Here is a 22964-nt window from a genome sequence, read left to right on the forward strand (position 1 = left end):
CTTCCCGCGCCCCGGGCCGTTCGTCCTGTCGGGACCGGTGGGGACTAGTTGACCAGGCGGGCGCGGACCTCGGCGGCGGCCTCCTCGCCGTAGGTCGCGGCGAAGCGGTCCAGGAAGTGGTTGTGGCGCAGCTCGTACTCCTGGGTGCCGACGGTCTCGATCACCAGGGTGGCGAGCATGCAGCCGAGCTGGGCGGAGCGCTCCAGGCCGAGGTTCCAGGAGAGACCGGCCAGGAAGCCGGCGCGGAAGCCGTCGCCGACGCCGGTGGGGTCGGCCTTGCGCTCCTCGGCCGGGCAGGCGACGGAGACGTCCGGCTCGCCCTGGCGCTGGATCCGGACGCCCTTGGCGCCGAGGGTGGTGATCCGGGTGCCGACCCGGCGGAGGATCTCGTCCGCGTCCCAGCCGGTCTTGGACTCGATCAGCGCGGCCTCGTACTCGTTGGTGAACAGGTACGCGGCGCCGTCCACGATCAGCCGGATGTCGTCGCCCTCCAGGCGGGCCAGCTGCTGCGAGGGGTCGGCGGCGAAGGCGTAGCCGCGGGTGCGGCACTCCTGGGTGTGGCGGACCATCGCGGCCGGGTCGTCGGCGCCGATCAGGACCAGGTCGAGGCCGCCCACGCGGTCGGCGATCGGCTTCAGCTCGATGTTGCGGGCCTCGGCCATCGCGCCGGTGTAGAAGGAGGCGATCTGGTTGTGGTCCTGGTCGGTCGTGCACATGAAGCGGGCGGTGTGCCGGGTCTCGGAGATGTGCACCGAGTCGGTGTCGACGTTGTTGCGCTCCAGCCAGCTGCGGTACTCATGGAAGTCCGCGCCGGCGGCGCCGACCAGGATCGGGCGCAGGCCGAGCACGCCCATGCCGAAGGAGATGTTCGGGGCCACCCCGCCACGGCGGATGTCGAGGGTGTCCACCAGGAACGACAGCGAGACCGTGTGCAGCTGCTCGGCGACCAGCTGGTCGGCGAAGCGGCCGGGGAAGGTCGTCAGATGGTCGGTGGCGATCGAGCCGGCGACGGCGATGCGCACGAAGGTCTCCTCTGGTGGCTCTGGGCCGGGAAAACAGTTGAAAGAACCCTCCAACGGTACCCGCCCCGGGCCGCGTACCTGTACCTGCTATTCAGCCACTCGAACGGGCACTACCCGCCGGTACCCCTGGTCCACGGCCCGGCCGCGGCCTAGGGTCGCACTCAGAAGGCCCATCGGCCCCAGGTCCGTGGCGGTGCCGCCACGGCTCGGTGATCGGAGCGGTGACACCGATGAAGCCCAACCCGTCCGCGCTGCGGCCCAGCCCTCCTGTCCGGTCGTCCGCCCGTTCCTGGCCGGGCGAGATCGAGGCCGACTCGCTCGCTTCCCTGGTCAGTTCCTCCCGCCGGCTCGGCCGGTTCTGGCCCCCGGCGGGCAGTGCTCCGCAGGCCGCTGTCGCGCTGCGGCCTGCGGGGGTGTCGGTACCGTCCCGGGCCCGGCGGCTGGTCGCCGACATGCCCGAGTACGGGAGCTGACCCGCCGGCTTCCGAACGAGGGAACCGGATTCACCCGGGGCACGTCAGATCCGCGCAGCGCCGCCGAGGTGGCGGAGCGCGAGCCCTCGGGAGGAAGTCACAGCATGGACGAGAACACCTCAGCCGCAGCGGTCCGGTCCGTGCGCGGGCGGGTTCGGCGCCGGGCGACGGCCCTGGCCGGACTGGTGCTCGCCGTCGGTACGGTCGCCGCCTGCGGGCCCTCCGGGTCCGGCGGGGGTTCGGACGCGGCCACCGGATCGTCGGCTAGCCCCACGGTCTCCTCGGCGGCACCCTCGCCCTCCGGCACGACGTCCACCCCGAGCACCGGCCCGACGACGTCCGCGACCGCGGATCCAAGCACCCCGGCCCCCGGCGGATCGCCGGGCAACCCCGGTATAGCGCCCGGCGAGCCGGCACCCGTCAAGCTGCCCGCGCTGGCCTACCAGGTGCAGGACGACCAGCTGACGGTCTGGTTCTACGGCGGGGTCTGCGACAAGTACGGGCTGAAGACCGACGAGTCCAAGCAGGGTGAGGTGGACGTCCGGGTGGTGGTCACCCAGACCGCGCCCCGCGGCCAGGCCTGCCCGGCCCTCGCCAAGCGGAACTCGGTGACGGCGAAGCTGAGCCGCCCGCTGGCCGGCCGATCGGTGGTGGACCTGGGCACCGGTCAGACGCTGTCGATGGACCCGCCGCCGATCGGCGGTCCGCAGTAGGGCCTAGGGACGGCGGAAACGGGCGGGGGCCCCCGGGATCCCCCGGGGGCCGCCGTCGTTCATACCGAAGGGCCTAGCAGGAGCCGTGAGGCTTAGCTGAAGGAGTCGCCGCAGGCGCAGGAGCCGGTGGCGTTCGGGTTGTCGATGGTGAAGCCCTGCTTCTCGATGGTGTCGACGAAGTCGACGGTCGCACCGCCCAGGTACGGGGCGCTCATCCGGTCGGTGACGACCTTGACACCGTTGAAGTCCTTGACGACGTCACCGTCGAGCGAGCGCTCGTCGAAGAACAGCTGGTAGCGCAGGCCGGAGCAGCCGCCCGGCTGAACGGCGACGCGCAGCGCCAGGTCGTCGCGGCCTTCCTGCTCAAGCAGGCCCTTGACCTTGGCCGCGGCGGCATCGGTGAGGATGATGCCACTCTCGACAGTGGTCTCGTCCTGGACGGTCATACTTACTCCCGGTCTTGACGACAATGTGCCGCCAGTGCCAACCAGCGGCCTCCCGGATTCATTTCCGGTCGGTGGTTCTTTCCCGAGGGGTGGTTCGCGGAACCCGTTCCCCTACGCACCCATGCTCGCACACCGCGCGTGCTTCCCGAGCGTCCGATCCCGGCGAAACGGCACGCCGGGGGCGGCTCCGGCGGCAGGATGGCGGTGTGATCGTTCGTCGGCTCCAGGACACCCCGGCCGACGCGCTGGCGGTGCAGCGCGTCGCCCGTGCCGCTTTCCGCGACCTCTTCGACGTTCCGGCCGCCGAGCCGGACGACGAGCGCCGGACCGTGCAACGGCTGGCGCGCACCCGGCATCTGGTGCGGTCCGATCCGGCGGGCTGCTGGGTCGCCGAGCAGGACGGCGAGGCGGTCGGCGTGGCGCAGGCGATACGGCGGGAGGGCGTGTGGCTGCTCGCGCTGTACGCCGTACTGCCGAGCGCCCAGGGCAAGGGGGTCGGCCGGCTGCTGCTGGACCGGGCCGGTGAGTACGGTCGGGGGTGCCTGCGCGGGATGGTGTGCGCCTCGCCGTCCCCGGCGGCGGCGCGGCGCTACCGGCGCGCCGGGCTCACACTGCATCCCACGATGGAGCTGAAGGGGCGGGTGGACCGCTCCGGACTGCTCGACCGCGGGGACATCCCGGTGCACCCGGGCAACGCGACCCACTTCCACCTGCTGGACTCGGTCGACCGGCGGCTGCGCGGGGCCGCCCACGGGGTCGACCACGAGTACATGCTGGCCCACTTCGACGAACTGCTGATCGCGGACAGCCTGGCCGGGAGCGGCTACTGCTACCGGGACGGCGGCGCGGTCAAGCTGCTCGCGGCGACCTCCAAGCGGATCGCGGTCCGGCTGCTGCTGGAGGCCCTGGCCCGGGTGCCCGACGGAGCCGAGGCCCGGGTGGAGTTCCTCACCACCGAGCAGGAGTGGGCCGTGGACGTCGGGCTGGAGCTGGGGCTCACCCTGTCCAACCGGGGCTACCTGGCGCTGCGCGGGATGCGGCCGCCCGCGCCGTACATCCCGAGCGGGGCGCTCCTCTAGGCGCAGGGCAGGCGCACGGGCCGCGTCCCTTCGGGCAGGGGGTCCTGCCCGAAGGGACCTCCGGTCACGCCATGGTGTCGAGGATCTCCCGGACCATGTCCATGGTGGTGCCCGGGTGGAGGAAGGCGAAGCGGGCGACGGTCTCACCGTCCCAGCCGGTCGGGGTGACGAAGCCGATCTGGTCGGCCAGCAGTTGCTGGGACCAGCGGTAGTAGTCCTCGTTGGTCCAGCCCTTGCGGCGGAAGCAGACGGCGGACAGCTGCGGGTCGTGCAGCAGTTCCAGGTGCTCCGTCCCGCGGATCAACTGGGCGGTCTCCCGGGCCAGCTTCAGGCCCTCCTCGATCGCGTCGGTGTACGCCTGGGTGCCGTGCACCGCGAGGGAGAACCACAGCGGGAGGCCGCGGGCGCGCCGGGTCAGGTGGTAGGCGTAGTCGGTGGGGTTCCACTCGTCGCCCTCGGTGTGCAGGACGTCGAGGTAGGAGGCGTCCTGGGTGTGCACGGCGCGGGCCAGCTGCGGGTTGCGGTAGATCAGGGCGGCGCAGTCGAACGGTGCGAACAGCCACTTGTGCGGGTCGACCACGAAGGAGTCGGCGTGCTCGATGCCGTTGTAGCGCTCGCGGACCGAGGGGGCGAACAGACCGGCGCCGCCGTACGCGCCGTCCACGTGGAACCACATGCCGCGCTCGCGGGCGACCTCGGACAGGCCCTGGAGGTCGTCGACGATGCCCTCGTTGGTGGTGCCGGCGGTGCCGACCACGGCGATCACGGTCTCGGGGTGGGGGTCGGCGGCCAGCGCGGCCCGCAGTGCCTCGCCGGTGAAGCGGCGGTCCACGGTCGGGACCTTGAACGCCTCCACGCCGATGATGTTGAAGGTGTTCTTGACCGAGGAGTGCACCTGGTCGGCGATGGCGATCCGCAGCCGGGCCTCCGGGCCGACGCCGAGCTTGCGGCGCGCGGTGTCACGGGCGACCACCAGGGCGGAGAGGTTGCCCGCCGACCCGCCGGAGACGAAGGTGCCGCCAGCCGTCTCGGGCAGGCCGGCCCGGTCGGCGATCAGGCGCAGCACCTGGTTCTCGGCGGCGATGGCGCCGGCCGCCTCCAGCCAGGAGATGCCCTGCAGGGAGGCGCAGGAGACCACCATGTCGAAAAGCAGCGCGGCCTTGGTCGGGGCGCACGGTATGAAGGAGAGGTAGCGCGGGCTGTCGGCAGAAATGACGGCCCGGGAGAGCTCGTGGTCGTAGAGCTTGAGCACGTCGGCGGGGTTGTTGCCGTGCTCGTTCAGCAGGCCGGCCAGGTGGGCCCGCAGGTGCTCGCCGTCGCCGGGGTGGTCCAGCGGTACGGGGTCGTACTGCAGCCGCTCGCGCATGTAGTCGAATACCAGGTCGACCAGCTCTGCGTCGGGCCGGTGCATGCGGTTCGGAGCTGCGGACACGAGGGTCCCCTTCGCTGTGGGGTAGCAGGGAGAGCCGGGGCGCGTGGGGCCGCCCGGACACGATCAGCGTAGGCAGCGGCCCGGTTGCCGCGCGCGTCGGAAAGGGGCTGCTCGGGCAGGATTCGGGCGTGTTGAGAACGTGCTACGCAGGATTCCTGCGTACGGGTGATCCGGGCGGTCAGCCGATGAGCTGGGAGAGCACCACGGAGCTACGGCTGCGCTGGACACCGGGTTCCCTGCGGATGCGTTCGATGACGGCTTCCAGGTGGCGGGTGTCGGCGGCTCTCAGGTGCACCAGGGCGTCCGGATCGCCGGTGACCGTCCAGGCGGCGACCACCTCCGGGAACTGGCGCAGGCTGGCGAGCAGTTCCTCGGGCGAGGTGCGGGCGCGGCAGTAGACCTCGACGAAGGCTTCGGTGCGCCAGCCGAGCAGGGCGGGGTCGAGCACCACGGTGAAGCCGCGTACCACGCCGCGGGCCCGCAGCCGGTCGATCCGGCGGCGGACGGCGGTGGCGGAGAGGTTGGCGAGCAGCCCGATCTCGGCGTAGGAGGCGCGGCCGTCCCTGCTGAGGTGCTCCAGGAGCAGCCGGTCGGTCTCGTCCAGCAGTGACGCCCCGCCGAGGTCTGACGGTCGGTGCGTGCTCATCGGTGCTGGCTCCACGGGTGTCGTGCGGGTCTGGCGTCGCCGGTGGGCGAGGATACGCCGCCGACAGGGTTCCCGGAGGGGCGGCGGAGGACGGCGGGACGGCTCCGCGGTGGTGTCCGCAGAAACGTCACACCGCCCTATTCTGACGAAAAGTCTTGATCAGTCCACCAGGAGGACGATCTTGCCCCTGGTCCGGCCCTCCGCGTTGAGGGCCTGGGCGCTGGCCGCCTGGGCGAGCGGAAAGGTCGAGGCCACCGGCACGGTCAGCTTTCCCTCGTCGGCGAGGGCGGCGAGTTCGGTGAGGTCGGCGGCATCCGGGCGGACGAAGACGTAGCGGCCGCCGTGGGCGACCACGCCGTAGTCGGCGATCGAGGCGATCCGGCCCGGGTCGGCGACCAGTTCCAGCGAGACCGCCACCGCCGCCCCGCCGACCAGGTCGATCGCCGCATCCACCCCGTCCGGCGCGAGCGCCCGCACCCGGTCGGCCAGCCCCTCCCCGTACACCACCGGTTCGACACCCAGGCTCCGCAGGTAGGCGTGGTTGCGCTCGCTCGATGTGCCGATCACCCGAGCACCGAGCGCCTTGGCGATCTGGACCGCGAGGCTGCCGACCCCGCCCGCCGCCGCGTGGATCAGCACCGTCTCGCCCGGGCGCACCCGCACCGCCTTGACCAGGCACTGGTAGGCGGTGAGCCCGGCCAGCGGGAGGCCGCCCGCCTGGGCCCAGTCGAGGGCGGCGGGCTTGCGTGCCAGCGTACGGACCGGTGCGGAGACCAGCTCGGCGTAGGTGCCGTACTCGACCCAGTCCTTGCGGACGTAGCCGATCACCTCGTCGCCGGGTTTGAACTCGGTGACCGCGCCGCCCACCGCCTGGACCACCCCGGCCAGGTCCCAGCCCATGATCAGCGGGAAGTGGACGTCCAGCATCCCGTCCAGGTACCCCTCGCGGATCTTCCAGTCCACGGGGTTGACCCCGGCCGCCTTCACCCGCACCAGTACCGAGTCCGGCGCCACCTTGGGGTCGGGGAGTTCGGTGTACTCGACGACCTCGGGGCCGCCGTACCGCCTGATCGCGATTGCCTTCATGGCACCAGCCAACGCGATCCGGGCCCGGGTATCGGTCGGGCCACGCCGGAAGCTGCCGGGAAGCCGCCATAACGGCGAGCGGTTCTCATCACATCGACACGATGGCCATCGTCAGAGTGACGCTAACCGGTTATCATCGATAGCGTCACATAGACGAGAAGGCCCCCGCGGCGAAGCCGCAAGTCGGCAGGGGCCGAACCCGACCGGCCGCACAGGAGGGCACCCGCCCGTGACCACCACCACCGAGACCCACGGCGTCGACCCCGCTCCGACGCCCCTAGCTCTGCTGCTGCTCGGCCGCCAGGCCGACCCGAACAGCGAGCGCGGCGTCGAGTGCCCCGGGGACCTGCCCCCCGCCTCCGACCCCGACCTGGTCGAGCGCGCCCGCGCGGCCAAGGCGGCGCTGGGCGACCGCGTCTTCATCCTGGGCCACCACTACCAGCGCGACGAGGTGATCGAGTTCGCCGACGTCACCGGCGACTCCTTCAAGCTGGCCCGCGACGCCGCCGCCCGCCCCGAGGCCGAGTACATCGTCTTCTGCGGCGTGCACTTCATGGCCGAGTCCGCGGACATCCTGACCTCCGACGCCCAGCAGGTCGTCCTCCCCGACCTGGCGGCCGGCTGCTCGATGGCCGACATGGCCACCGCCGAGCAGGTCGCCGAGTGCTGGGACGTGCTGACGGAGGCCGGTATAGCCGACGTCACCGTCCCGGTCTCGTACATGAACTCCTCGGCCGACATCAAGGCGTTCACCGGTAAGCACGGCGGCACCATCTGCACCTCCTCCAACGCCAAGCGGGCGCTGGAGTGGGCGTTCGAGCAGGGACAGAAGGTGCTCTTCCTGCCCGACCAGCACCTGGGCCGCAACACCGCGGTGCTGGAGATGGGCTTCTCGCTGGACGACTGCGTCCTCTACAACCCGCACAAGCCGAACGGCGGGCTGACCGCCGAGCAGCTGCGGAACGCCAGGATGATCCTCTGGCGCGGGCACTGCTCGGTGCACGGCCGCTTCAGCCTGGACTCGGTGAACGAGGTCCGCGCGCGGATCCCCGGCGTGACGGTCCTGGTGCACCCGGAGTGCAAGCACGAGGTGGTCACCGCCGCCGACATGGTGGGCTCGACCGAGTACATCATCAAGGCGCTGGACGCCGCCGAGCCCGGCTCCAAGTGGGCCATCGGCACCGAGCTGAACCTGGTCCGCCGGCTGGCCAAGGCGCACCCCGACAAGGAGATCGTCTTCCTCGACCGCACGGTCTGCTTCTGCTCGACCATGAACCGGATCGACCTGCCGCACCTGGTCTGGGCGCTGGAGTCGCTGGTCGACGGCCGGGTGCCGAACGTGATCACCGTCGACCCGGAGACGGAGAAGTACGCCAAGGCCGCGCTGGACCGGATGCTGGCCCTGCCGTAGCCCTCAGCACGGCAGAAGGGCGGGCCCCCTCGGGGGCCCGCCCTTCTGTTCTCGCCACGGAACCTACTCCGCGAAGCCGGGGATTATCCCCTCGCCCTCGCTCAGCAGCAGCCGCCTGACCTCGTCGAGGCTCGCCTCCGCGTCGGGGAGGATCAGGTCCGACGGCTCCAGCGAGTCGTCCGGCACCCGCGTGCCGAGCTGCCTGACCGCGTCCAGCAGCTTGCCGTATGCCTCCCGGAACCTCGTCTCGTCACCCGAGTCGAGCGCCGTGAGCAGCTCGTCGTCGAGCTGGTTCAGCCGGTTGAGGTGGTCCTCGCCCACCTCGTACTGACCCTCACCCATGACCCTCATGATCATGCCGGTGCGTCTCCCTGTTCGTTGCAGCTCTGTGCGGTGCGGCTCAGGTCACTTCTTGTAGTTGATGGTGGGCGGCGCGTCCTGCGGCGTGGCGGCGGGCTTGCCCTGCTCGATCGCCTGCGGGGCGGCGGCCGGGCCACCGGTGAGCTCGGCCTTCATCCGGGCCAGCTCCAACTCGACGTCGTTGCCGCCGGCCACCCGCTCCAGCTCGGCCTCGATGTCGTCCTTGCGGCCCAGACCGCTGGCGTCGTCCAGCGCGCCCGAGGCGAGCAGCTCGTCGATCGCACCGGCCCGCGCCTGCATCTGCGCGGTCTTGTCCTCGGCACGCTGGATGGCGAGGCCCACATCGCCCATCTCCTCCGAGATCCCGGAGAAGGACTCCGCGATCCGGGTCTGCGCCTGGGCGGCGGTGTAGGTGGCCTTGATGGTCTCCTTCTTGGTGCGGAAGGCGTCCACCTTGGCCTGCAGGCGCTGGGAGGCGAGCGTGAGCTTCTCCTCCTCGGCCTGGAGCTGCTGGTACTGGGTCTCCAGGTCGGTGATCTGCGACTGGAGGTTGGCCTTGCGGCTCAGGGCCTCGCGGGCGAGGTCCTCGCGGCCCAGCGAGAGCGCCTTGCGGCCCTGGTCCTCGTACTTCGCCGACTGCTGCTGCAGCTGCGTCAGCTGGAGCTCCAGGCGCTTGCGGGAGGTGGCCACGTCGGCGACACCCCGGCGGACCTTCTGCAGCAGTTCGAGCTGCTTCTGGTAGGAGTAGTCGAGCGTCTCGCGCGGGTCCTCTGCCCGGTCCAGGGCCTTGTTCGCCTTGGAGCGGAAAATCAGCCCCATACGCTTCATGATTCCGTCGCTCATGGGCCTCGGGTGCCCCCTTCTCGGGCCTGCGGTTCCGTCTCGTTGCTGACAACCTTGAGTGTAGGTGCAGCGGGCAACTGCCCGCAGTGCACCTGCCTGCTACAAGACTGCTACAGGCGCAACCGCTCGAACCTCATCCCGAGGGTGGATCCGACCCCGGTCCATGATCCATCACGGGCAGGGGGTCCCGTAGGGGAAGAGGGCCGGGAAGCGCTGCCCGGGAGCGGGGCGTGCCGGATCGATACCGGTTTGGGTCCGAAGGGGCGGCAAGAAGCCCGCGGCCAGCACGTACGCTGGTGGTGTGTTCCGACGCCGCTCAGATGATGCCTCCTCCTCCGCCACCGTGGTGGCCGAGCAGGACGAGACGACCCCCCGCCACCCCCAGGCGAAGAAGGGCCGCCCCACCCCCAAGCGCAGCGAGGCCGAGGCCAACCGCCGCAACCGGGTGACCGTTCCCAAGGACCGCAAGGAGGCCGCCCGCCAGTCCCGCGAGCGGCTGCGCGTCGAGCGGGAGCAGCAGCGCCAGGCGCTGCTGAACGGCGACGAACGCCGCCTGCCGCTCCGCGACAAGGGCCCGGTGCGCCGCTTCACCCGCGACTACATGGACTCGCGCTGGACGATGGCCGAGTTCTTCCTGCCCTACGCGGTGGTGGTGCTGGTCCTCAGCATCGTGCGCAACCCGATGCTCCAGCTGGTCGCCCAGTTGCTGTTCCTGCTGTTCTTCGTGCTGGTCATCCTCGACTCGGTCCGGCTGGGCCTGGGTCTGCGCAAGACGCTGGCCGAGCGCTTCCCGAACGACAACACCCGTGGCGCGGTCGCGTACGGCCTGATGCGCACCCTGCAGATGCGGCGGCTGCGACTGCCGAAGCCGCAGGTCAAGCGGGGCGAGCGGCCCTGACCGCCGAGCCGGTTCCGCCGCAGTCGTACTGGGTCTCTCCCGCCTGGCCGGAGGGACCCGGGCTCTCTCCGGTACCTGGTGCGGTCGTTCCCGCCGCGGTGCCGTCTACTGCGGCCGGTGCGCTGCCCGGCCAGGGTGCCGGGGCGCACGACCGGCTGCCGGCGGCCCGGCCCTTCGGACAGCCCGGGATGTCGTGGCTGGAGCGGCAGGGCGGGCTGCGCAACCTGGTCCGGCAGGAGCTGGTGGCCCGGCAGCTCGCCGAGCAGCTGACCGGGCGGACCGGCCTGCGGGTGCTGGACGTCGGCTGCGGCCAGGGCACCCAGGCACTGCGGCTCGCCAGGGCCGGCCACCTGGTCACCGGGCTCGACCCGGACCCGGTCACCCTCGGTGCCGCCCGGGCCGCACTCGCGGCCGAGCCGCCCGAGGTGCGCGACCGGGTCCAACTGCTGGGCGGGGACGGCCACCAGTGCGGACGCTGGTTCGGCCCGCGCAGCTTCGATGTGGTGCTCTGCCACGGTGTCCTGATGTACCTGCCCGACCCGGACCCGATGCTCGCCTCGCTGGCCCGGATCCTCGCCCCCGGCGGCGTGCTCTCACTGCTGGTGCGCAACGCGGACGCGCTGGCCATGCGGCCCGGGCTGACCGGTGACTGGCGGGCCGCGCTGCACGCCTTCGACAGCGCCCGCTACACCAACCACCTCGGCCTGCCCGCCCGTGCCGACCGTCTCGCGGACCTGACCACCACGCTGGCCGGGCTGTCGGTCCCGCTGCGGGCCTGGTACGGCGTCCGGGTGTTCACCGACACCACACCCGAGGACGCCGCGCCGGTGGACGGGCGGCAGCTGGCGCAGCTGCTGGACGCCGAGGAACGGGCCGGGCGCGAGGAACCGTATCGGCGGGTGGCGGCCCTGCTGCACGTGATCGGCGCCAAGTAGCCGCCGACGGGGTCAGGGCCGGGCAGTCGTAACGGGGCGCTCTTCAGAGGGGCTCCTCAGGGGCGCGGGAACCGTGCGGGGAGCGCTCCGCAGTTCAACGAGGGCCGTCGCACAGCGCCTCGCGCCCCAGGACGTCCCGGCCACCGGCCGGGACGGAGGGTCACTCGGCGTGCAGGCTCATGGTGTAGATCTCGCGGCCGTCGTCCAGGAGCGCGGCCCGGTCGGCACCGTCCTCCAGCAGCTGCTTCCAGCTCTCGCCGATCCAGGACTCCGCGTCCCCCTGGCTGGCGAACTCCTCCTGACCGCCGGGCGGCTCGGTGAGGGTGCCGTCCGCCTTCTCGTACCGCCACGTGAACACCATGCCGGGCTCCTCCCGCCTCGGGACCGCTTCGTCCTCGTCGTGCGCTGCAGTTGCGCACACTAGCGTGCCCGGACGAACCGCCCTCATACCTCGTCAGGCAGGATGTGGGACATGGCACTCCCCCGCACCCTGATCCTCGGCGGCGCCCGCTCCGGCAAGTCCACCCGGGCCGAGCAGCTGCTCGCCCCGTACCGGGACGCGCTCTACGTGGCCACCGGCGGCACCCGTGACGGCGACCGGGAGTGGGCCCAGCGGGTCGCCCTGCACCGGGAGCGGCGGCCGGGCTCCTGGCGTACCGCCGAGACCTGCGACCTGGTGCCCGTACTCGCCGACCGGGCCGACCGCGCGCCGGTGCTGATCGACTGCCTGGCGCTCTGGCTGACCGCCGTGATGGACGAGTGCGGCGCCTGGGACGACGCGGCGTGGACCGGCGGTGCGGAGCGCGCGGTGCAGCGGCGCTGCGACGAACTGGCCGAGGCCTGGCGGCTGACGGAGCGCCAGGTGGTCGCGGTGAGCAACGAGGTCGGCATGGGGGTGGTCCCGGCCACCGCCGCCGGCCGGCGGTTCCGGGACACTCTCGGCCGGCTGAACATGGCGGTGGCGGACGCCTCGGAGCGAGTGCTGCTGGTGGTGGCCGGGCAGGTGCTCACGGTCAAGCCCTCCGCCGGGTAGCGGGCGGGTGGGCGGCTTCGAGGGCCACCACCGCAAGTCCGCCTCTGCCGTGTAGATTTCCGCTCGATGGACACCACCGTGGATCTCGATACGTTCTCCTCGCTCGTCGAGCGCCCCGACGACAGCGCCCGCCACGCCGCCGAGGAGCGCTGGCAGCAGCTCGACAAGCCGCGCGGCGGCCTCGGGCAACTGGAGGAACTCGGCAGCTGGCTGGCCTCCGTGCAGGGCGACTCACCGGTGCGGCCGCTGACCGCCGCCAAGGTGCTGGTCTTCGCCGGCGACCACGGCGTGGCCGGTCTCGGCGTCTCCCGCCCCGGCGCGCCCGGCACCGCGCAGCGGGTGCAGGCGGTGCTGGACGGCACCGCCCCCGTCGCAGTCCTGGCGCACCGCTACGGCGCCGAGGTGCGGGTGGTGGACCTGGCCGTCGACGCCATCCCCGGGACCTTCCCCGCCGAGGTGGAGCACCAGCGGGTGCGGCGCGGCTCCGGGCGGATCGACGTGGAGAACGCGATCAGCCTCGACGAGGCCGCGCAGGCCTTCCGGATCGGTACGGCCATCGCCGACGAGGAGGCCGACTCCGGAACCGACCTGGTGCTGCTCGGCGACCTCGGCGCCGGCTCGACCACTGTCGCCGCGGTCCTGATCGGCGCGCTCTGCGGCACCGACGCGGCCGCGGTCACCGGGCGCGGCTCGGGCATCGACGACCGGGTGTGGATGGTCAAGTGCGCGACCGTGCGCGATGCGCAGCGGCGGGCCCGCCCGGTGCTGGGCGACCAGCTGGCGCTGCTCGCGGCGGTCGGCGGAGCGGACTTCGCGGCCATCACCGGGTTCCTCCTGCAGTCCGCGGTGCGCAAACTGCCGGTGGTGCTGGACGGGGTGGTCTCAGCCGCCTGTGCGCTGGTCGCGCAGCGGATCGCGTTCCGGGCGCCCGAGTGGTGGCGGGCCGGACAGGCGAGCGGCGAACCCGCGCAGGCCAAGGCCTTCGACCGGCTGACCCTGACCCCGCTCCAGGATCTTGGCGTTTCGATGGGCGAAGGGGTCGGTGCGCTGCTGGCGCTGCCACTGCTCCAGGCCGCCACCGACACGCTCGCGGATCCGGCCGAGGTGCTGCGGATCCAGCGGGTGACGGCCGGGCCCAAGGAGCCGCCGCGCCTGCCCACGGCGGCGGAGTTGCTGGGACGCGGCTGAGCGCCGCCCGGGCGCCTGGCACGGCGCACCCCGTCCGCAATGGCTCCTGCCGACGCGGTCGGCGGTACCGGGCGGCCCCGCACGGCGCCCTCGGGAGGTGCGCGGCCGATCATGCGGTTCGCCGCCGGTTCGAGCGAGTGAGGATCTGGAGCATTGACCCGGAGTGCCGGTGAGGCGCCCTCGTGGGGGGAGGGGGTGCGGTTCGCGTTCGGGACGCTGTCCGTGCTGCGGGTACGGGTCGAGCGGTGGGACCGGGCGGCCGGGGGACGGGCGATGGTCTGCGCCCCGCTGGTCGGGGTCGTGCTCGGGGCGCTCGCGGCGGGCGCCGGCGCGCTGGTCGACTGGCGCGCGGGCGGGCTGCTCGCGGCGGTGGCCGCGGTGGCCGTACCGGCCTGGCTTACCCGCGGGCTGCACCTGGACGGACTGGCCGACGTGGCGGACGGCCTGGGCAGCGGGAAGCCGGCCGAGGACGCTCTGCGGATCATGAAGCAGTCGGACATCGGGCCGTTCGGCGTACTCACCCTCGTCCTCGCGCTGCTGGCCCAGATCGCCGCCCTGACCGGGCAGTTCGCCGACTCCGCCCGGCACGGCGCGCTGGCCGTACTGACCGCCGCAGTGGCCGCGCGCTGCGCGCTGTCCTTGGGCTGCCTGCGGTCGGTGCCCGCCGCGCGACCGGGCGGGCTGGGTGCGATGGTGGCCGCCACGGTGCCGCCCGCCGGTGCACTCGCCGTCTCCGCGCTCGCGGGGCTCGGCCTCGCCGCGGCGGGGTGGGCGGACGGCTGGGCGGCGCTGCGCTACCCTGGCGCGCTGCTGGCCGGCCTGGGTGCGGCGGGCCTGCTGCTGCGGCGCTGCGTGCGGCGGTTCGGCGGCATCACCGGGGACGTGCTCGGTGCGCTGGCGGAGACCGCCGCCACCGCCGCGCTGCTCACCCTGGCACTGATCGGTTGGTGACGCTGCGTCATGACGGCCGACCTGGACCGGTGTTGGGTGAATTGTGACCAATTGTGAGATCCGAGGCACCCGTTCGCCTGGAAACCGGGCCCATCCCGAGGGCGGCGTGATCCCATCATGCGGACTAACATGCGGGGAGCACCGTTACCCTGCGCCCTGTTCCAGCGGAGCACGCCGGGGTGATGCCGGTGCGGCACCGGCGCCGCACCCGGCTGTGGACCGTGAAAGAACAGGACTCATCTACGTGACTGCATTGTCTGTGAGCACCTCCTCCGCCGCCACGCTGCGCGCGGACGCCCTGGTGATCGGTGTCGGCAAGGGCCCCAAGGGCCTCGTGGTGGCCGATGGCGCCGAGGTCGTGGCCGAGGCGTTCGAGGGCAAGCTGGCCGAGGTCCTCAGCACCCTGGGCGCGACCGGTGCCGAGGGCGAGTCGGTCAAGCTCCCCTCCCCCGTCGGCGTGAAGGCCGCCCTGGTGATGGCCGTCGGCCTCGGCGAGGTCTCCGACGAGGGCTACAGCGCGGAGGCGCTGCGCCGTGCGGGCGGTGTCGCCGCCCGTGCGCTGGCGGGCGTCAAGAAGGCCGCGCTGGCCCTCCCGGCCGCCTCGACCGAGGAGTTCGAGGCCGTCGCGCTCGGCGGCCTGCTCGGCTCGTACAGCTTCACCGCCTACAAGGGCGGCGAGAACGGCAAGGCTCCGGTCGGCGAGCTGGTGCTGCTGACCGACCGCAAGGGCAGCAAGGACGCCAAGGCCGCCGCCGAGCGCGCCACGGCGATCGGCGAGGAGATCAACCGCGCCCGCGACCTGGTCAACACCGCGCCGAACGAGCTCAACCCGAAGTCCTTCGCCGCGATCGCCCAGGCGGCCGGCAAGGAGCACGGCCTGAAGGTCGAGGTGCTGGACGAGAAGGCGCTGGCCAAGGGCGGCTTCGGCGGCATCCTGGGCGTCGGCACCGGCTCGGCCAACCCGCCCCGCCTGGTGAAGGTCGCCTACACCCACCCGAAGGCCAAGGCCACCCTGGCGTTCGTCGGCAAGGGCATCACCTACGACTCGGGCGGCATCTCGCTGAAGCCGGCCGGCCACAACGAGACCATGAAGTGCGACATGGCCGGCGCCGCCGCCGTGTTCGCCTCGGTGGTCGCCGCCAAGCGCCTGGGCCTGGCCGTCAACGTCACCGGCTGGCTCGCCCTGGCGGAGAACATGCCGTCCGGCTCGGCCACCCGCCCGGGTGACGTGCTGAAGATGTACGGCGGCAAGACCGTCGAGGTGCTCAACACCGACGCCGAGGGCCGCCTGGTGCTCGCCGACGCGATCGTCCGGGCCGGCGAGGAGAACCCGGACGTGATCGTGGACGTGGCCACCCTGACCGGCGCCATGGTGCTGGCCCTGGGCAACCGCACCTTCGGTGTGATGGCGAACCGGGACGAGCTGCGCGGCCGGCTGCACGCCGCCGCCGAGGCGGTCGGCGAGCAGTCCTGGCCGATGCCGCTCCCGGCCGACATGCGCAAGGGCATGGTCGAGTCCACCATCGCCGACCTCGCCAACATGGGTGAGCGGATGGGCGGCGGCCTGGTGGCCGGCCTGTTCCTGAAGGAGTTCGTCGCCGAGGGCACCGACTGGGCGCACCTGGACATCGCCGGTCCGGCGTTCCACGAGGGTGCCCCGTACGGCTACACCCCGAAGGGCGGCACCGGCAGCGCGGTGCGCACCCTGGTCCGCTTCGCGGAGGAGACCGCGAACGCCTGACCCGCCCGCCGGTGCCCGGCACCGGCGGTCCGACCGAGGGCCCGACACCGTCCGGTGTCGGGCCCTCGACGCATTCCGGGTTACCTGCCGGTAATACAGATCGTCCCACCGCGAAACCGTGTTCGCTGGGGGCGAAACTTTCTTCCGCAGAGCGGAACCGCCCTGGTCCACGATCGGCTGGATCCAGCCTCACGTAGCCGGAAGCACCGTCGCGAGCTGCGACAATACCCACGAGATCGGTACATTTCACCAATCTGTTCGAGATCGCCGGACTTGGCCGAGGCGGCCCCGGACATCAGTCGCCGCCAACAAGTGCGAAGATGTATTTCCGGCACGACTGGGCGCCTTACGAGGGCTTCCCCACCGGACCGTGACCGGCCCGGCGAACCGCACCCCTTTGCATGGAGGACGTGACGTGGCGAACGACGCCAGCACCGTTTTCGACGTAGTCATTCTCGGAGGCGGAAGCGGCGGTTACGCCGCGGCGCTCCGCGCCGCTCAGCTCGGGCTGAGCGTTGCGCTGATCGAGAAGGGTGAGCTGGGCGGCACCTGCCTGCACCGCGGCTGCATCCCCACCAAGGCTCTGCTGCACGCCGCAGAGATCGCCGACGAGACCAAGGAAGCCGCCGAGTTCGGCGTCCTGGCCACCTTCCAGGGCATCGACATCAACGGTGTCCACAAGTACAAGGACGACGTCATCGCCGGCCTGTACAAGGGCCTGCAGGGCCTGGTGGCCTCCCGCAAGGTCCACTTCATCCAGGGCGCGGGCAAGCTCTCCTCGCAGACCTCGGTGGACGTCAACGGCCAGCGCATCGAGGGCCGCCACATCATCCTCGCCACCGGCTCCGTGCCGCGCTCGATCCCGGGCCTGGAGATCGACGGCAACCGGATCATCTCCTCGGACCACGCCCTCAAGCTGGACCGCATCCCGAAGTCGGCCGTCATCCTCGGCGGTGGCGTGATCGGCGTCGAGTTCGCCTCGGTCTGGAAGTCCTTCGGCGTCGACGTCACCATCGTCGAGGCGCTGCCGCACCTGGTCCCGCTGGAGGACGAGAACTCCTCCAAGCTGCTGGAGCGCGCCTTCCGCAAGCGCGGCATCAAGTTCGAGCTGAAGGCCCGCTTCTCCGGCGTCGAGTACACCGAGACCGGTGTGCGCGTCTCCACCGAGAACGGCAAGCAGATCGACGCCGACCTGCTGCTCGTCGCCATCGGCCGCGGCCCGGTCTCGGCCGGCCTCGGCTACGAGGAGAACGGCGTCGCGATGGACCGCGGCTACGTCCTGGTCGACGAGTACATGCGCACCAACGTCCCGACCATCTCTGCCGTCGGTGACCTCGTCCCGACCCTGCAGCTGGCCCACGTCGGCTTCGCCGAGGGCATCCTGGTCGCCGAGCGCCTGGCCGGCCTCAAGCCGGTCCCGCTGGACTACGACGGCGTGCCGCGCGTGACCTACTCCAACCCCGAGGTCGCCTCGGTCGGCATCTCCGAGTCGAAGGCCGTCGAGCTGTACGGCAAGGACAAGGTCGTCACCCTCAAGTACAACCTGGCCGGCAACGGCAAGAGCAAGATCCTGAAGACCGCCGGTGAGATCAAGCTGGTCCAGGTCAAGGACGGCGCCGTGGTCGGCGTCCACATGGTCGGCGCTCGTATGGGCGAGCAGGTCGGCGAGGCCCAGCTGATCTACAACTGGGAGGCCCTGCCGGCCGAGGTCGCGCAGCTCATCCACGCCCACCCGACCCAGTCCGAGGCCCTCGGCGAGGCGCACCTGGCGCTGGCCGGCAAGCCGCTGCACGCGCACGACTGATCGCGGCTCTTACTTCCCCATTTCCCGTACGCAAGACTTGATAGGAGTCGCTGAAACCATGGCGGTCTCAGTAACACTGCCCGCGCTGGGCGAGAGCGTTTCCGAGGGTACTGTCACCCGCTGGCTGAAGGCCGAGGGTGAGCGCGTGGAGGCCGACGAGCCGCTGCTGGAGGTGTCGACCGACAAGGTCGACACCGAGATCCCCGCTCCGGCCTCCGGCATCCTGACCTCGATCAAGGTCGCCGAGGACGAGACGGTCGAGGTCGGCGCCGAGCTGGCCGTCATCGACGACGGCACCGGCGCCCCGGCCGCCGCTGCCGCCCCGGCCGCGGAGGCTGCTCCGGCTGCTCCGGCCCCGGCCGCCGAGGCTCCCGCCGCTGCTCCGGCCCCGGTCGCCGAGGCCCCGGCTGCCGCCCCGGCCGCCGCTGCGGGCACCCCGGTAGTGCTCCCCGCCCTGGGCGAGTCGGTCACCGAGGGCACCATCACCCGCTGGCTGAAGGCCGAGGGTGACACCGTCGAGGTGGACGAGCCGCTGCTGGAGGTCTCGACCGACAAGGTCGACACCGAGATCCCGTCGCCGGTCGCCGGTGTCCTGGTGAAGATCCTGGTCGGCGAGGACGAGACCGCCGAGGTCGGCGCCCAGCTCGCGCTGATCGGTGCCGCGGGTGCCGCTCCGGCTGCTCCGGCCCCGGCTCCGGTTGCCGCCCCGGCCCCGGTTGCCGCCCCGGCCCCGGCCCCCGTCGCTGCCCCGGCCCCGGCCCCGGTTGCCGCTCCGGCTGCTCCGGCTGCTCCGGCCCCGGCCCCGGTTGCCGCCCCGGCCCCCGTCGCTGCCCCGGCCCCGGTTGCCGCCCCGGCCGCTCCCGCCCCGGCACCTGCCGCCGAAGCCGGCGACGCCTACGTCACCCCGCTGGTCCGCAAGCTCGCGGCCGAGCACGGTGTGGCCCTCTCCGCCGTCACCGGGACCGGTGTCGGCGGCCGCATCCGCAAGCAGGACGTCCTGGCCGCCGCCGAGGCCGCCAAGGCCGCCGCCGCTCCGGCTCCGGCCGCCGCCGCGCCGAAGGCCGCTGCCGCCGCGCCGTCCCCGCTGCGCGGTCAGACCGTGAAGATGACCCGCATGCGCAAGGTCATCGGCGACAACATGATGAAGGCCCTGCACGAGCAGGCCCAGCTGACCAGCGTGGTCGAGGTGGACATCACCAAGATCATGACGCTGCGCGGCAAGGCCAAGGACTCCTTCCTCGCCCGCGAGGGCGTGAAGCTGTCCCCGATGCCGTTCTTCGTCAAGGCCGCCGCCCAGGCGCTGAAGAGCCACCCGGTGATCAACGCCCGGATCAACGAGGCCGAGGGCACCATCACCTACTTCGACACCGAGAACATCGGTATCGCTGTGGACTCGGAGAAGGGTCTGATGACCCCGGTCATCAAGGGTGCGGGCGACCTCAACATCGCCGGCATCTCCAAGAAGACCGCCGAGCTGGCCAGCAAGGTGCGCGACAGCAAGATCACCCCGGACGAGCTGTCCGGCGCCACCTTCACCATCAGCAACACCGGCTCGCGCGGTGCGCTGTTCGACACCGTCATCGTTCCGCCGAACCAGGTCGCCATCCTGGGCATCGGCGCCACCGTCAAGCGCCCGGTCGTCATCGAGGCCGAGGGCGGCACCGCCATCGGCATCCGCGACATGACCTACCTGTCGCTCTCCTACGACCACCGTCTGGTGGACGGCGCCGACGCCGCCCGCTACCTGGTCGCCGTCAAGGAGATCCTCGAGGCCGGCGAGTTCGAGGTCGAGCTCGGCCTCTGATCAGGCTCTGATCGGCCGGTAGCCGCAAGGGCGGTGCCCCGTCCCGTCGCGTTCGGCGCGTACGGGACGGGGCACCGCCCTTTGCGCGTACGGGAGTTGCCCGCGGTGGGCGCGACTCCGGCAGCGTGGGCCGGTCTGGAGCTTCAGGGGTGAGGCGTGGTGCGGGAGCGGGTCGAGGACCTGGTCGTGGTGGTGCCCGGGATCATGGGCAGTCGGCTCGTCGACGCGGACGGCCGACCGATCTGGGACCTCTCCGGCGGCGCCCTGCTGCGCGGCATCCGGGCCTTCGCGGGCACCGCCCCCAGGCTCGCCGTACGGTCGGCCGATCCCGACTTCGACGACGGTGTACGGGCCGTCGGCCTGATGCGCGACCTGCACGACCTGCCCGGCACCGGGCTCGCCGTCGACGGCCACTCACGCCTGCTGGACTGACTGGCGTACCAGTTCACCCTCGATCGTCGCCCGTCCGACGCGTCCCCGGCCAACCTGCTCGCGTTCGGGTACGACTGGCGGCTCTCCTGCCGCCGCAACTCGGCCCGGCCCGGCGCCGCCGTCGAGCGGGCGCTCGACCGTTGGCGGGCCTCGGCCGCCAGCCGGCGGGAGGCCCGGGTCGTCTTCACCTTCCACTCGATGGGCGGTCTGGTCGCCCGGTACTACGTCGAGTGCCGCGGCGGCCATGGGATCGCCCGTCGGCTGATCACCCTCGGCACTCCGCACCGGGGTTCACCGGACGCCCTGCTCCACCTGGTCAACGGTGTGCACCGGGGCCGGGGCCGGCTGGCCGTCGACCTCACCGCCTTCGCCCGCAGCCTGCCCTCGCTGCACGAGCTGCTACCCGGCTACCGGACGGTGGTCCAGGGCCTTGCGCCCGGCGCGTACCGGGCCGAAGGACAGCGGGCGCACGGAGGCAATCACCGCGCTGCTGCTGGTGAAGTGACGAGTGACCCTGGGGCGGGGAGTCCGCCGGGGCGGCCATCGACCGCACCGGGGTCCTGAGCCCTTCCGGGCCGGGTCCCCGTGCCCTCCGCGAAGGCACGCCACTCCGCACGGGCGTCAACGCATGCATTCGCCCTGACGAGCGGCGATGCTGGAGCGGTGATGTACGAGACGGACTTCTGGCAGCTCATCGACGAGACCCGGGACGCGGCCGGCGGCGACCCCGACGACCAGGCCGACGTGCTGGTCGAGCGGCTCGCGCAGCTGACGCCGGACGATGTGCTCGACTTCGCGCGGCTCTTCGAGGCCCGGTTCCAGCGCGCCTACCGGATCGATCTCTGGGCGGCCGCGCACCTGCTGCTCGGCGGCGCTTCGGAGGAGGCCTTCGACTACTTCCGCTGCTGGCTGATCGGCCAGGGCCGGGAGGTCTTCGAAGGGGCACTGCACCAGCCGGACGATCTGGCCGAGCTGGTACCGGACTTCGACGAGAAGGAGGACGGCGAGGCCGAGGACCTCGGCTATGCCGCCGACGAGGCGCACGAGCAGCTCACCGGGCTGCCGCTGCCCGATCTCGGGATCGAGCAGCCGAGCCGGCCCGAGGGTACGCCGTTCGACTTCGAGGACGCCGCGCTGATGGCGAAGCGGTTCCCCAAGCTGTGGGAACAGTACGGAAGTTGAGGGTGACGGCGAACCTCAGGCGCCCACGCCGCCCGAGCTCGCCCTGATGCCCTGGACGATCCGGTCGAGCACCGCCGGGTCCGGCGCCAGGGGGTCGTCGTCCACCGATCCGGTCAGCACGGTGAAGCCGCCGCCGTGCGCCGGGACGGCCACCACCAGGACGTACCCCTGGACGCCGTCCTTCGGCACCACGTGCCAGCGCTCGGCGAAGCCCCGCCTGCCCGCCACCGCGACCGGCCCGGAGGGCAGTTGCCGGTGCGAGGCGAGTTCACCGAAGAGCACCGGTGCGGTGTCCGCCATCGCCGAGCGGGCGACCGCGACCGCGTCAGGGCCGGTCACCGGCGCCGTGCCGATGGCGAAGCTGCCGCGCACGCAGCCCGCCGGGGCGGCGCAGGAGTACGGGGCGGTGAAGAGCTGGACGGCGGCGTCACGGCCGCGCCGGCCCGGGGTCCAACCGGCGGGCAGCGGGAGGGTCCAGCCGTGCACCGGGTCACTTGCGGGGCCGTCCGGCGCCATGATGGTGGGCGGAGCGTCCCGGGCCGGCCGGCCCGGGCCGGCCTTGGCGGCGCCGAGGAAGGGCAGCGCGGCAACGTCGTCCGGACCGTCCGAATCGGCGACGATCCAGACCAGTCCGGTGAGGGCCGCCGTCGCGAAGACGGCGACCACCAGGCTGACGATCAGCCCGCCGAGGGACCTCGGCGACTTCCGCGCGGACGACGGAGCCGGTTCGGCCCGGTCGCCGCCGTCCCACCGGCCTTCCGGTGCGCCGCCGAACGCCCCGGGGTCCGGCTCTCGGTTCCGGCCCGCAGGAGTCGAATCGCTCACGTGCGGTACCGTACCGGTCGCCATCCGGCCCCGACAGACGGCTTATGACTCCTCGCCCGACCTTTCGTCACGTCGCCTGGACCGCAGAGGATCTACAACGGGGATCAGGAAGCGGACCGGCCGGCGCGTGCCGGGTTCAGGTGCGGTCCACCAGGTCGAGTCCCATCAGCACGTCGTCCACGTAGTGGCCGTCGAGGTGGAACTCCCCCGGCAGGATTCCGTCCACCGTGAACCCGGCCCGCTCGTAGAGCCGTCGGGCGTTCACGTTCCAGCCGAGCACCCGCAGGGTGAGGCGGCGGATCCGGTCGGCGCGGGCGGCCTCGATCGCGGCGTCGAGCAGCAGGGCGCCGATGCCCCGGCCCCGAGCCTCGGGAAGTACCGCGAAGCCCTGGATCTGGCGGATGTGCCGGTTGCTCTCCAGCGGCGTCACCGGCACCTGCCGGACGTAGCCGACCACCAGACCCTGCGACTCGGCGACCAGGAACTGCTCGGGTGCGCGCCGCTCGTTGAAGTACTCGACGTCCCTGGCGGGTTGCGGCAGGACGTCGCTCGTCCGGGACCAGGCCTCGTGGTCGATCACGGCGAGCTGCGGGCCGTCCTCGGTCAGTGCTCCTCGTATGGTCACACCGTCAGATCGCATGGCCGACATGCTATTCAGCG

The 22964-nt window shown here is 72.2% G+C and carries 24 protein-coding genes and 1 pseudogene; 15 read left to right on the forward strand and 10 right to left on the reverse strand.

The window, feature by feature from the left end:
- Nucleotides 1-44: 44 nt before the first annotated feature.
- The gene (locus ABD369_RS00625; protein WP_344634139.1) at nt 45-1022 is read right to left on the reverse strand and encodes a carbohydrate kinase family protein; all 978 of its coding nucleotides are present in this window, start codon (nt 1020-1022) and stop codon (nt 45-47) included.
- A 230-nt stretch (nt 1023-1252) separates the two neighbouring features.
- On the opposite strand from ABD369_RS00625, the gene ABD369_RS00630 reads away from it, so the two are divergent.
- Both ABD369_RS00630 and ABD369_RS00635 read left to right on the forward strand, forming a co-directional pair.
- Nucleotides 1253-1495, forward strand: coding sequence for a hypothetical protein (locus ABD369_RS00630; protein WP_344634140.1), 243 nt, complete (start codon nt 1253-1255; stop codon nt 1493-1495).
- A gap of 104 nt (nt 1496-1599) precedes the next feature.
- Entirely contained in the window at nt 1600-2208 is a 609-nt protein-coding gene (locus ABD369_RS00635; RefSeq protein WP_344634141.1) for a hypothetical protein, read from the forward strand.
- Nucleotides 2209-2300: 92 nt separating this feature from the next.
- Here the strand turns inward: ABD369_RS00635 and erpA are convergent, their stop codons facing one another.
- Entirely contained in the window at nt 2301-2654 is a 354-nt protein-coding gene (gene erpA / locus ABD369_RS00640) for an iron-sulfur cluster insertion protein ErpA (RefSeq protein WP_344634142.1), read from the reverse strand.
- 206 nt (nt 2655-2860) lie between these two features.
- Between erpA and ABD369_RS00645 the strand changes: the two genes are divergently transcribed.
- Complete coding sequence (locus ABD369_RS00645; protein WP_344634143.1) at nt 2861-3733, forward strand: GNAT family N-acetyltransferase; 873 nt, start codon at nt 2861-2863, stop codon at nt 3731-3733.
- A 64-nt stretch (nt 3734-3797) separates the two neighbouring features.
- Here the strand turns inward: ABD369_RS00645 and ABD369_RS00650 are convergent, their stop codons facing one another.
- From ABD369_RS00650 to ABD369_RS00660, 3 genes are all read right to left on the reverse strand, one after another.
- Nucleotides 3798-5165 carry a pyridoxal phosphate-dependent decarboxylase family protein gene (locus tag ABD369_RS00650; protein WP_344634144.1) on the reverse strand — a complete coding sequence of 456 codons (1368 nt, stop codon included), beginning with the start codon at nt 5163-5165 and terminating at the stop codon, nt 3798-3800.
- A 178-nt stretch (nt 5166-5343) separates the two neighbouring features.
- A complete protein-coding gene (locus ABD369_RS00655; RefSeq protein WP_425557499.1) occupies nt 5344-5811 on the reverse strand; it encodes an Lrp/AsnC family transcriptional regulator in 468 nt (155 codons plus the stop codon).
- 159 nt (nt 5812-5970) lie between these two features.
- Nucleotides 5971-6897 carry an NADP-dependent oxidoreductase gene (locus ABD369_RS00660; protein ID WP_344634145.1) on the reverse strand — a complete coding sequence of 309 codons (927 nt, stop codon included), beginning with the start codon at nt 6895-6897 and terminating at the stop codon, nt 5971-5973.
- 229 nt (nt 6898-7126) lie between these two features.
- Between ABD369_RS00660 and nadA the strand changes: the two genes are divergently transcribed.
- Entirely contained in the window at nt 7127-8308 is a 1182-nt protein-coding gene (gene nadA, locus ABD369_RS00665) for a quinolinate synthase NadA (RefSeq protein ID WP_344634146.1), read from the forward strand.
- 63 nt (nt 8309-8371) lie between these two features.
- Here nadA and pspAA read toward each other — a convergent pair whose 3' ends face one another.
- Both pspAA and ABD369_RS00675 read right to left on the reverse strand, forming a co-directional pair.
- Nucleotides 8372-8665, reverse strand: coding sequence for a PspA-associated protein PspAA (gene pspAA / locus ABD369_RS00670; RefSeq protein WP_344634147.1), 294 nt, complete (start codon nt 8663-8665; stop codon nt 8372-8374).
- Between the two features lie 48 nt (nt 8666-8713).
- Nucleotides 8714-9487 (reverse strand): PspA/IM30 family protein, encoded by a 774-nt coding sequence (locus tag ABD369_RS00675; protein WP_344634148.1) that lies wholly within the window; start codon nt 9485-9487, stop codon nt 8714-8716.
- 325 nt (nt 9488-9812) lie between these two features.
- Here ABD369_RS00675 and ABD369_RS00680 point away from each other — a divergent pair, with 325 nt between their 5' ends.
- Together ABD369_RS00680 and ABD369_RS00685 are read left to right on the forward strand one after the other, a co-directional pair.
- Entirely contained in the window at nt 9813-10409 is a 597-nt protein-coding gene (locus ABD369_RS00680; RefSeq protein ID WP_425557500.1) for a DUF3043 domain-containing protein, read from the forward strand.
- Nucleotides 10410-10597: 188 nt separating this feature from the next.
- Nucleotides 10598-11344 (forward strand): methyltransferase domain-containing protein, encoded by a 747-nt coding sequence (locus tag ABD369_RS00685; protein ID WP_344634405.1) that lies wholly within the window; start codon nt 10598-10600, stop codon nt 11342-11344.
- A gap of 160 nt (nt 11345-11504) precedes the next feature.
- Here the strand turns inward: ABD369_RS00685 and ABD369_RS00690 are convergent, their stop codons facing one another.
- Complete coding sequence (locus ABD369_RS00690) at nt 11505-11705, reverse strand: hypothetical protein (protein WP_344634149.1); 201 nt, start codon at nt 11703-11705, stop codon at nt 11505-11507.
- 123 nt (nt 11706-11828) lie between these two features.
- Between ABD369_RS00690 and cobU the strand changes: the two are divergent.
- From cobU to ABD369_RS00735, 9 genes and pseudogenes are all read left to right on the forward strand, one after another.
- A pseudogene (gene cobU, locus ABD369_RS00695) lies at nt 11829-12377 on the forward strand (bifunctional adenosylcobinamide kinase/adenosylcobinamide-phosphate guanylyltransferase); the annotation flags it as partial.
- Nucleotides 12378-12443: 66 nt separating this feature from the next.
- Nucleotides 12444-13565, forward strand: coding sequence for a nicotinate-nucleotide--dimethylbenzimidazole phosphoribosyltransferase (locus ABD369_RS00700; RefSeq protein ID WP_344634150.1), 1122 nt, complete (start codon nt 12444-12446; stop codon nt 13563-13565).
- Between the two features lie 153 nt (nt 13566-13718).
- Nucleotides 13719-14516: an adenosylcobinamide-GDP ribazoletransferase gene (locus ABD369_RS00705; protein WP_344634151.1), complete on the forward strand. Its 798-nt coding sequence runs from the start codon at nt 13719-13721 to the stop codon at nt 14514-14516.
- 244 nt (nt 14517-14760) lie between these two features.
- Nucleotides 14761-16257 (forward strand): leucyl aminopeptidase, encoded by a 1497-nt coding sequence (locus ABD369_RS00710; protein WP_344634152.1) that lies wholly within the window; start codon nt 14761-14763, stop codon nt 16255-16257.
- Between the two features lie 415 nt (nt 16258-16672).
- Nucleotides 16673-18061, forward strand: coding sequence for a dihydrolipoyl dehydrogenase (lpdA, locus tag ABD369_RS00715; protein ID WP_344634153.1), 1389 nt, complete (start codon nt 16673-16675; stop codon nt 18059-18061).
- A gap of 58 nt (nt 18062-18119) precedes the next feature.
- Nucleotides 18120-19865, forward strand: coding sequence for a 2-oxoglutarate dehydrogenase, E2 component, dihydrolipoamide succinyltransferase (sucB, locus tag ABD369_RS00720; RefSeq protein ID WP_344634154.1), 1746 nt, complete (start codon nt 18120-18122; stop codon nt 19863-19865).
- Nucleotides 19866-20021: 156 nt separating this feature from the next.
- Nucleotides 20022-20297 (forward strand): hypothetical protein, encoded by a 276-nt coding sequence (locus ABD369_RS00725; RefSeq protein WP_344634155.1) that lies wholly within the window; start codon nt 20022-20024, stop codon nt 20295-20297.
- A 54-nt stretch (nt 20298-20351) separates the two neighbouring features.
- The gene (locus tag ABD369_RS00730) at nt 20352-20861 is read left to right on the forward strand and encodes an esterase/lipase family protein (RefSeq protein WP_344634406.1); all 510 of its coding nucleotides are present in this window, start codon (nt 20352-20354) and stop codon (nt 20859-20861) included.
- Nucleotides 20862-20963: 102 nt separating this feature from the next.
- Nucleotides 20964-21479: a DUF4240 domain-containing protein gene (locus ABD369_RS00735; protein ID WP_344634156.1), complete on the forward strand. Its 516-nt coding sequence runs from the start codon at nt 20964-20966 to the stop codon at nt 21477-21479.
- Nucleotides 21480-21494: 15 nt separating this feature from the next.
- Here the strand turns inward: ABD369_RS00735 and ABD369_RS00740 are convergent, their stop codons facing one another.
- Together ABD369_RS00740 and ABD369_RS00745 are read right to left on the reverse strand one after the other, a co-directional pair.
- Nucleotides 21495-22304: a hypothetical protein gene (locus ABD369_RS00740; RefSeq protein WP_344634157.1), complete on the reverse strand. Its 810-nt coding sequence runs from the start codon at nt 22302-22304 to the stop codon at nt 21495-21497.
- A gap of 136 nt (nt 22305-22440) precedes the next feature.
- Complete coding sequence (locus tag ABD369_RS00745) at nt 22441-22944, reverse strand: GNAT family N-acetyltransferase (protein ID WP_344634158.1); 504 nt, start codon at nt 22942-22944, stop codon at nt 22441-22443.
- Nucleotides 22945-22964: the final 20 nt, after the last annotated feature.

It is taken from the genome of Kitasatospora cystarginea (assembly GCF_039533515.1).
GTDB lineage: Bacteria > Actinomycetota > Actinomycetes > Streptomycetales > Streptomycetaceae > Kitasatospora > Kitasatospora cystarginea.

Coding starts and splice junctions, on each gene's coding strand:
- sucB (WP_344634154.1), top strand. CDS start 18,120: ATGGCGGTCTCAGTAACACTGCCCGCGCTGGGCGAGAGCGTTTCCGAG.
- ABD369_RS00675 (WP_344634148.1), bottom strand. CDS start 9,487: ATGGGGCTGATTTTCCGCTCCAAGGCGAACAAGGCCCTGGACCGGGCA.
- pspAA (WP_344634147.1), bottom strand. CDS start 8,665: ATGATCATGAGGGTCATGGGTGAGGGTCAGTACGAGGTGGGCGAGGAC.
- ABD369_RS00700 (WP_344634150.1), top strand. CDS start 12,444: ATGGACACCACCGTGGATCTCGATACGTTCTCCTCGCTCGTCGAGCGC.
- ABD369_RS00655 (WP_425557499.1), bottom strand. CDS start 5,811: ATGAGCACGCACCGACCGTCAGACCTCGGCGGGGCGTCACTGCTGGAC.
- ABD369_RS00745 (WP_344634158.1), bottom strand. CDS start 22,944: ATGCGATCTGACGGTGTGACCATACGAGGAGCACTGACCGAGGACGGC.
- erpA (WP_344634142.1), bottom strand. CDS start 2,654: ATGACCGTCCAGGACGAGACCACTGTCGAGAGTGGCATCATCCTCACC.
- ABD369_RS00660 (WP_344634145.1), bottom strand. CDS start 6,897: ATGAAGGCAATCGCGATCAGGCGGTACGGCGGCCCCGAGGTCGTCGAG.
- ABD369_RS00735 (WP_344634156.1), top strand. CDS start 20,964: ATGTACGAGACGGACTTCTGGCAGCTCATCGACGAGACCCGGGACGCG.
- ABD369_RS00685 (WP_344634405.1), top strand. CDS start 10,598: ATGTCGTGGCTGGAGCGGCAGGGCGGGCTGCGCAACCTGGTCCGGCAG.
- ABD369_RS00635 (WP_344634141.1), top strand. CDS start 1,600: ATGGACGAGAACACCTCAGCCGCAGCGGTCCGGTCCGTGCGCGGGCGG.
- ABD369_RS00690 (WP_344634149.1), bottom strand. CDS start 11,705: ATGGTGTTCACGTGGCGGTACGAGAAGGCGGACGGCACCCTCACCGAG.
- ABD369_RS00630 (WP_344634140.1), top strand. CDS start 1,253: ATGAAGCCCAACCCGTCCGCGCTGCGGCCCAGCCCTCCTGTCCGGTCG.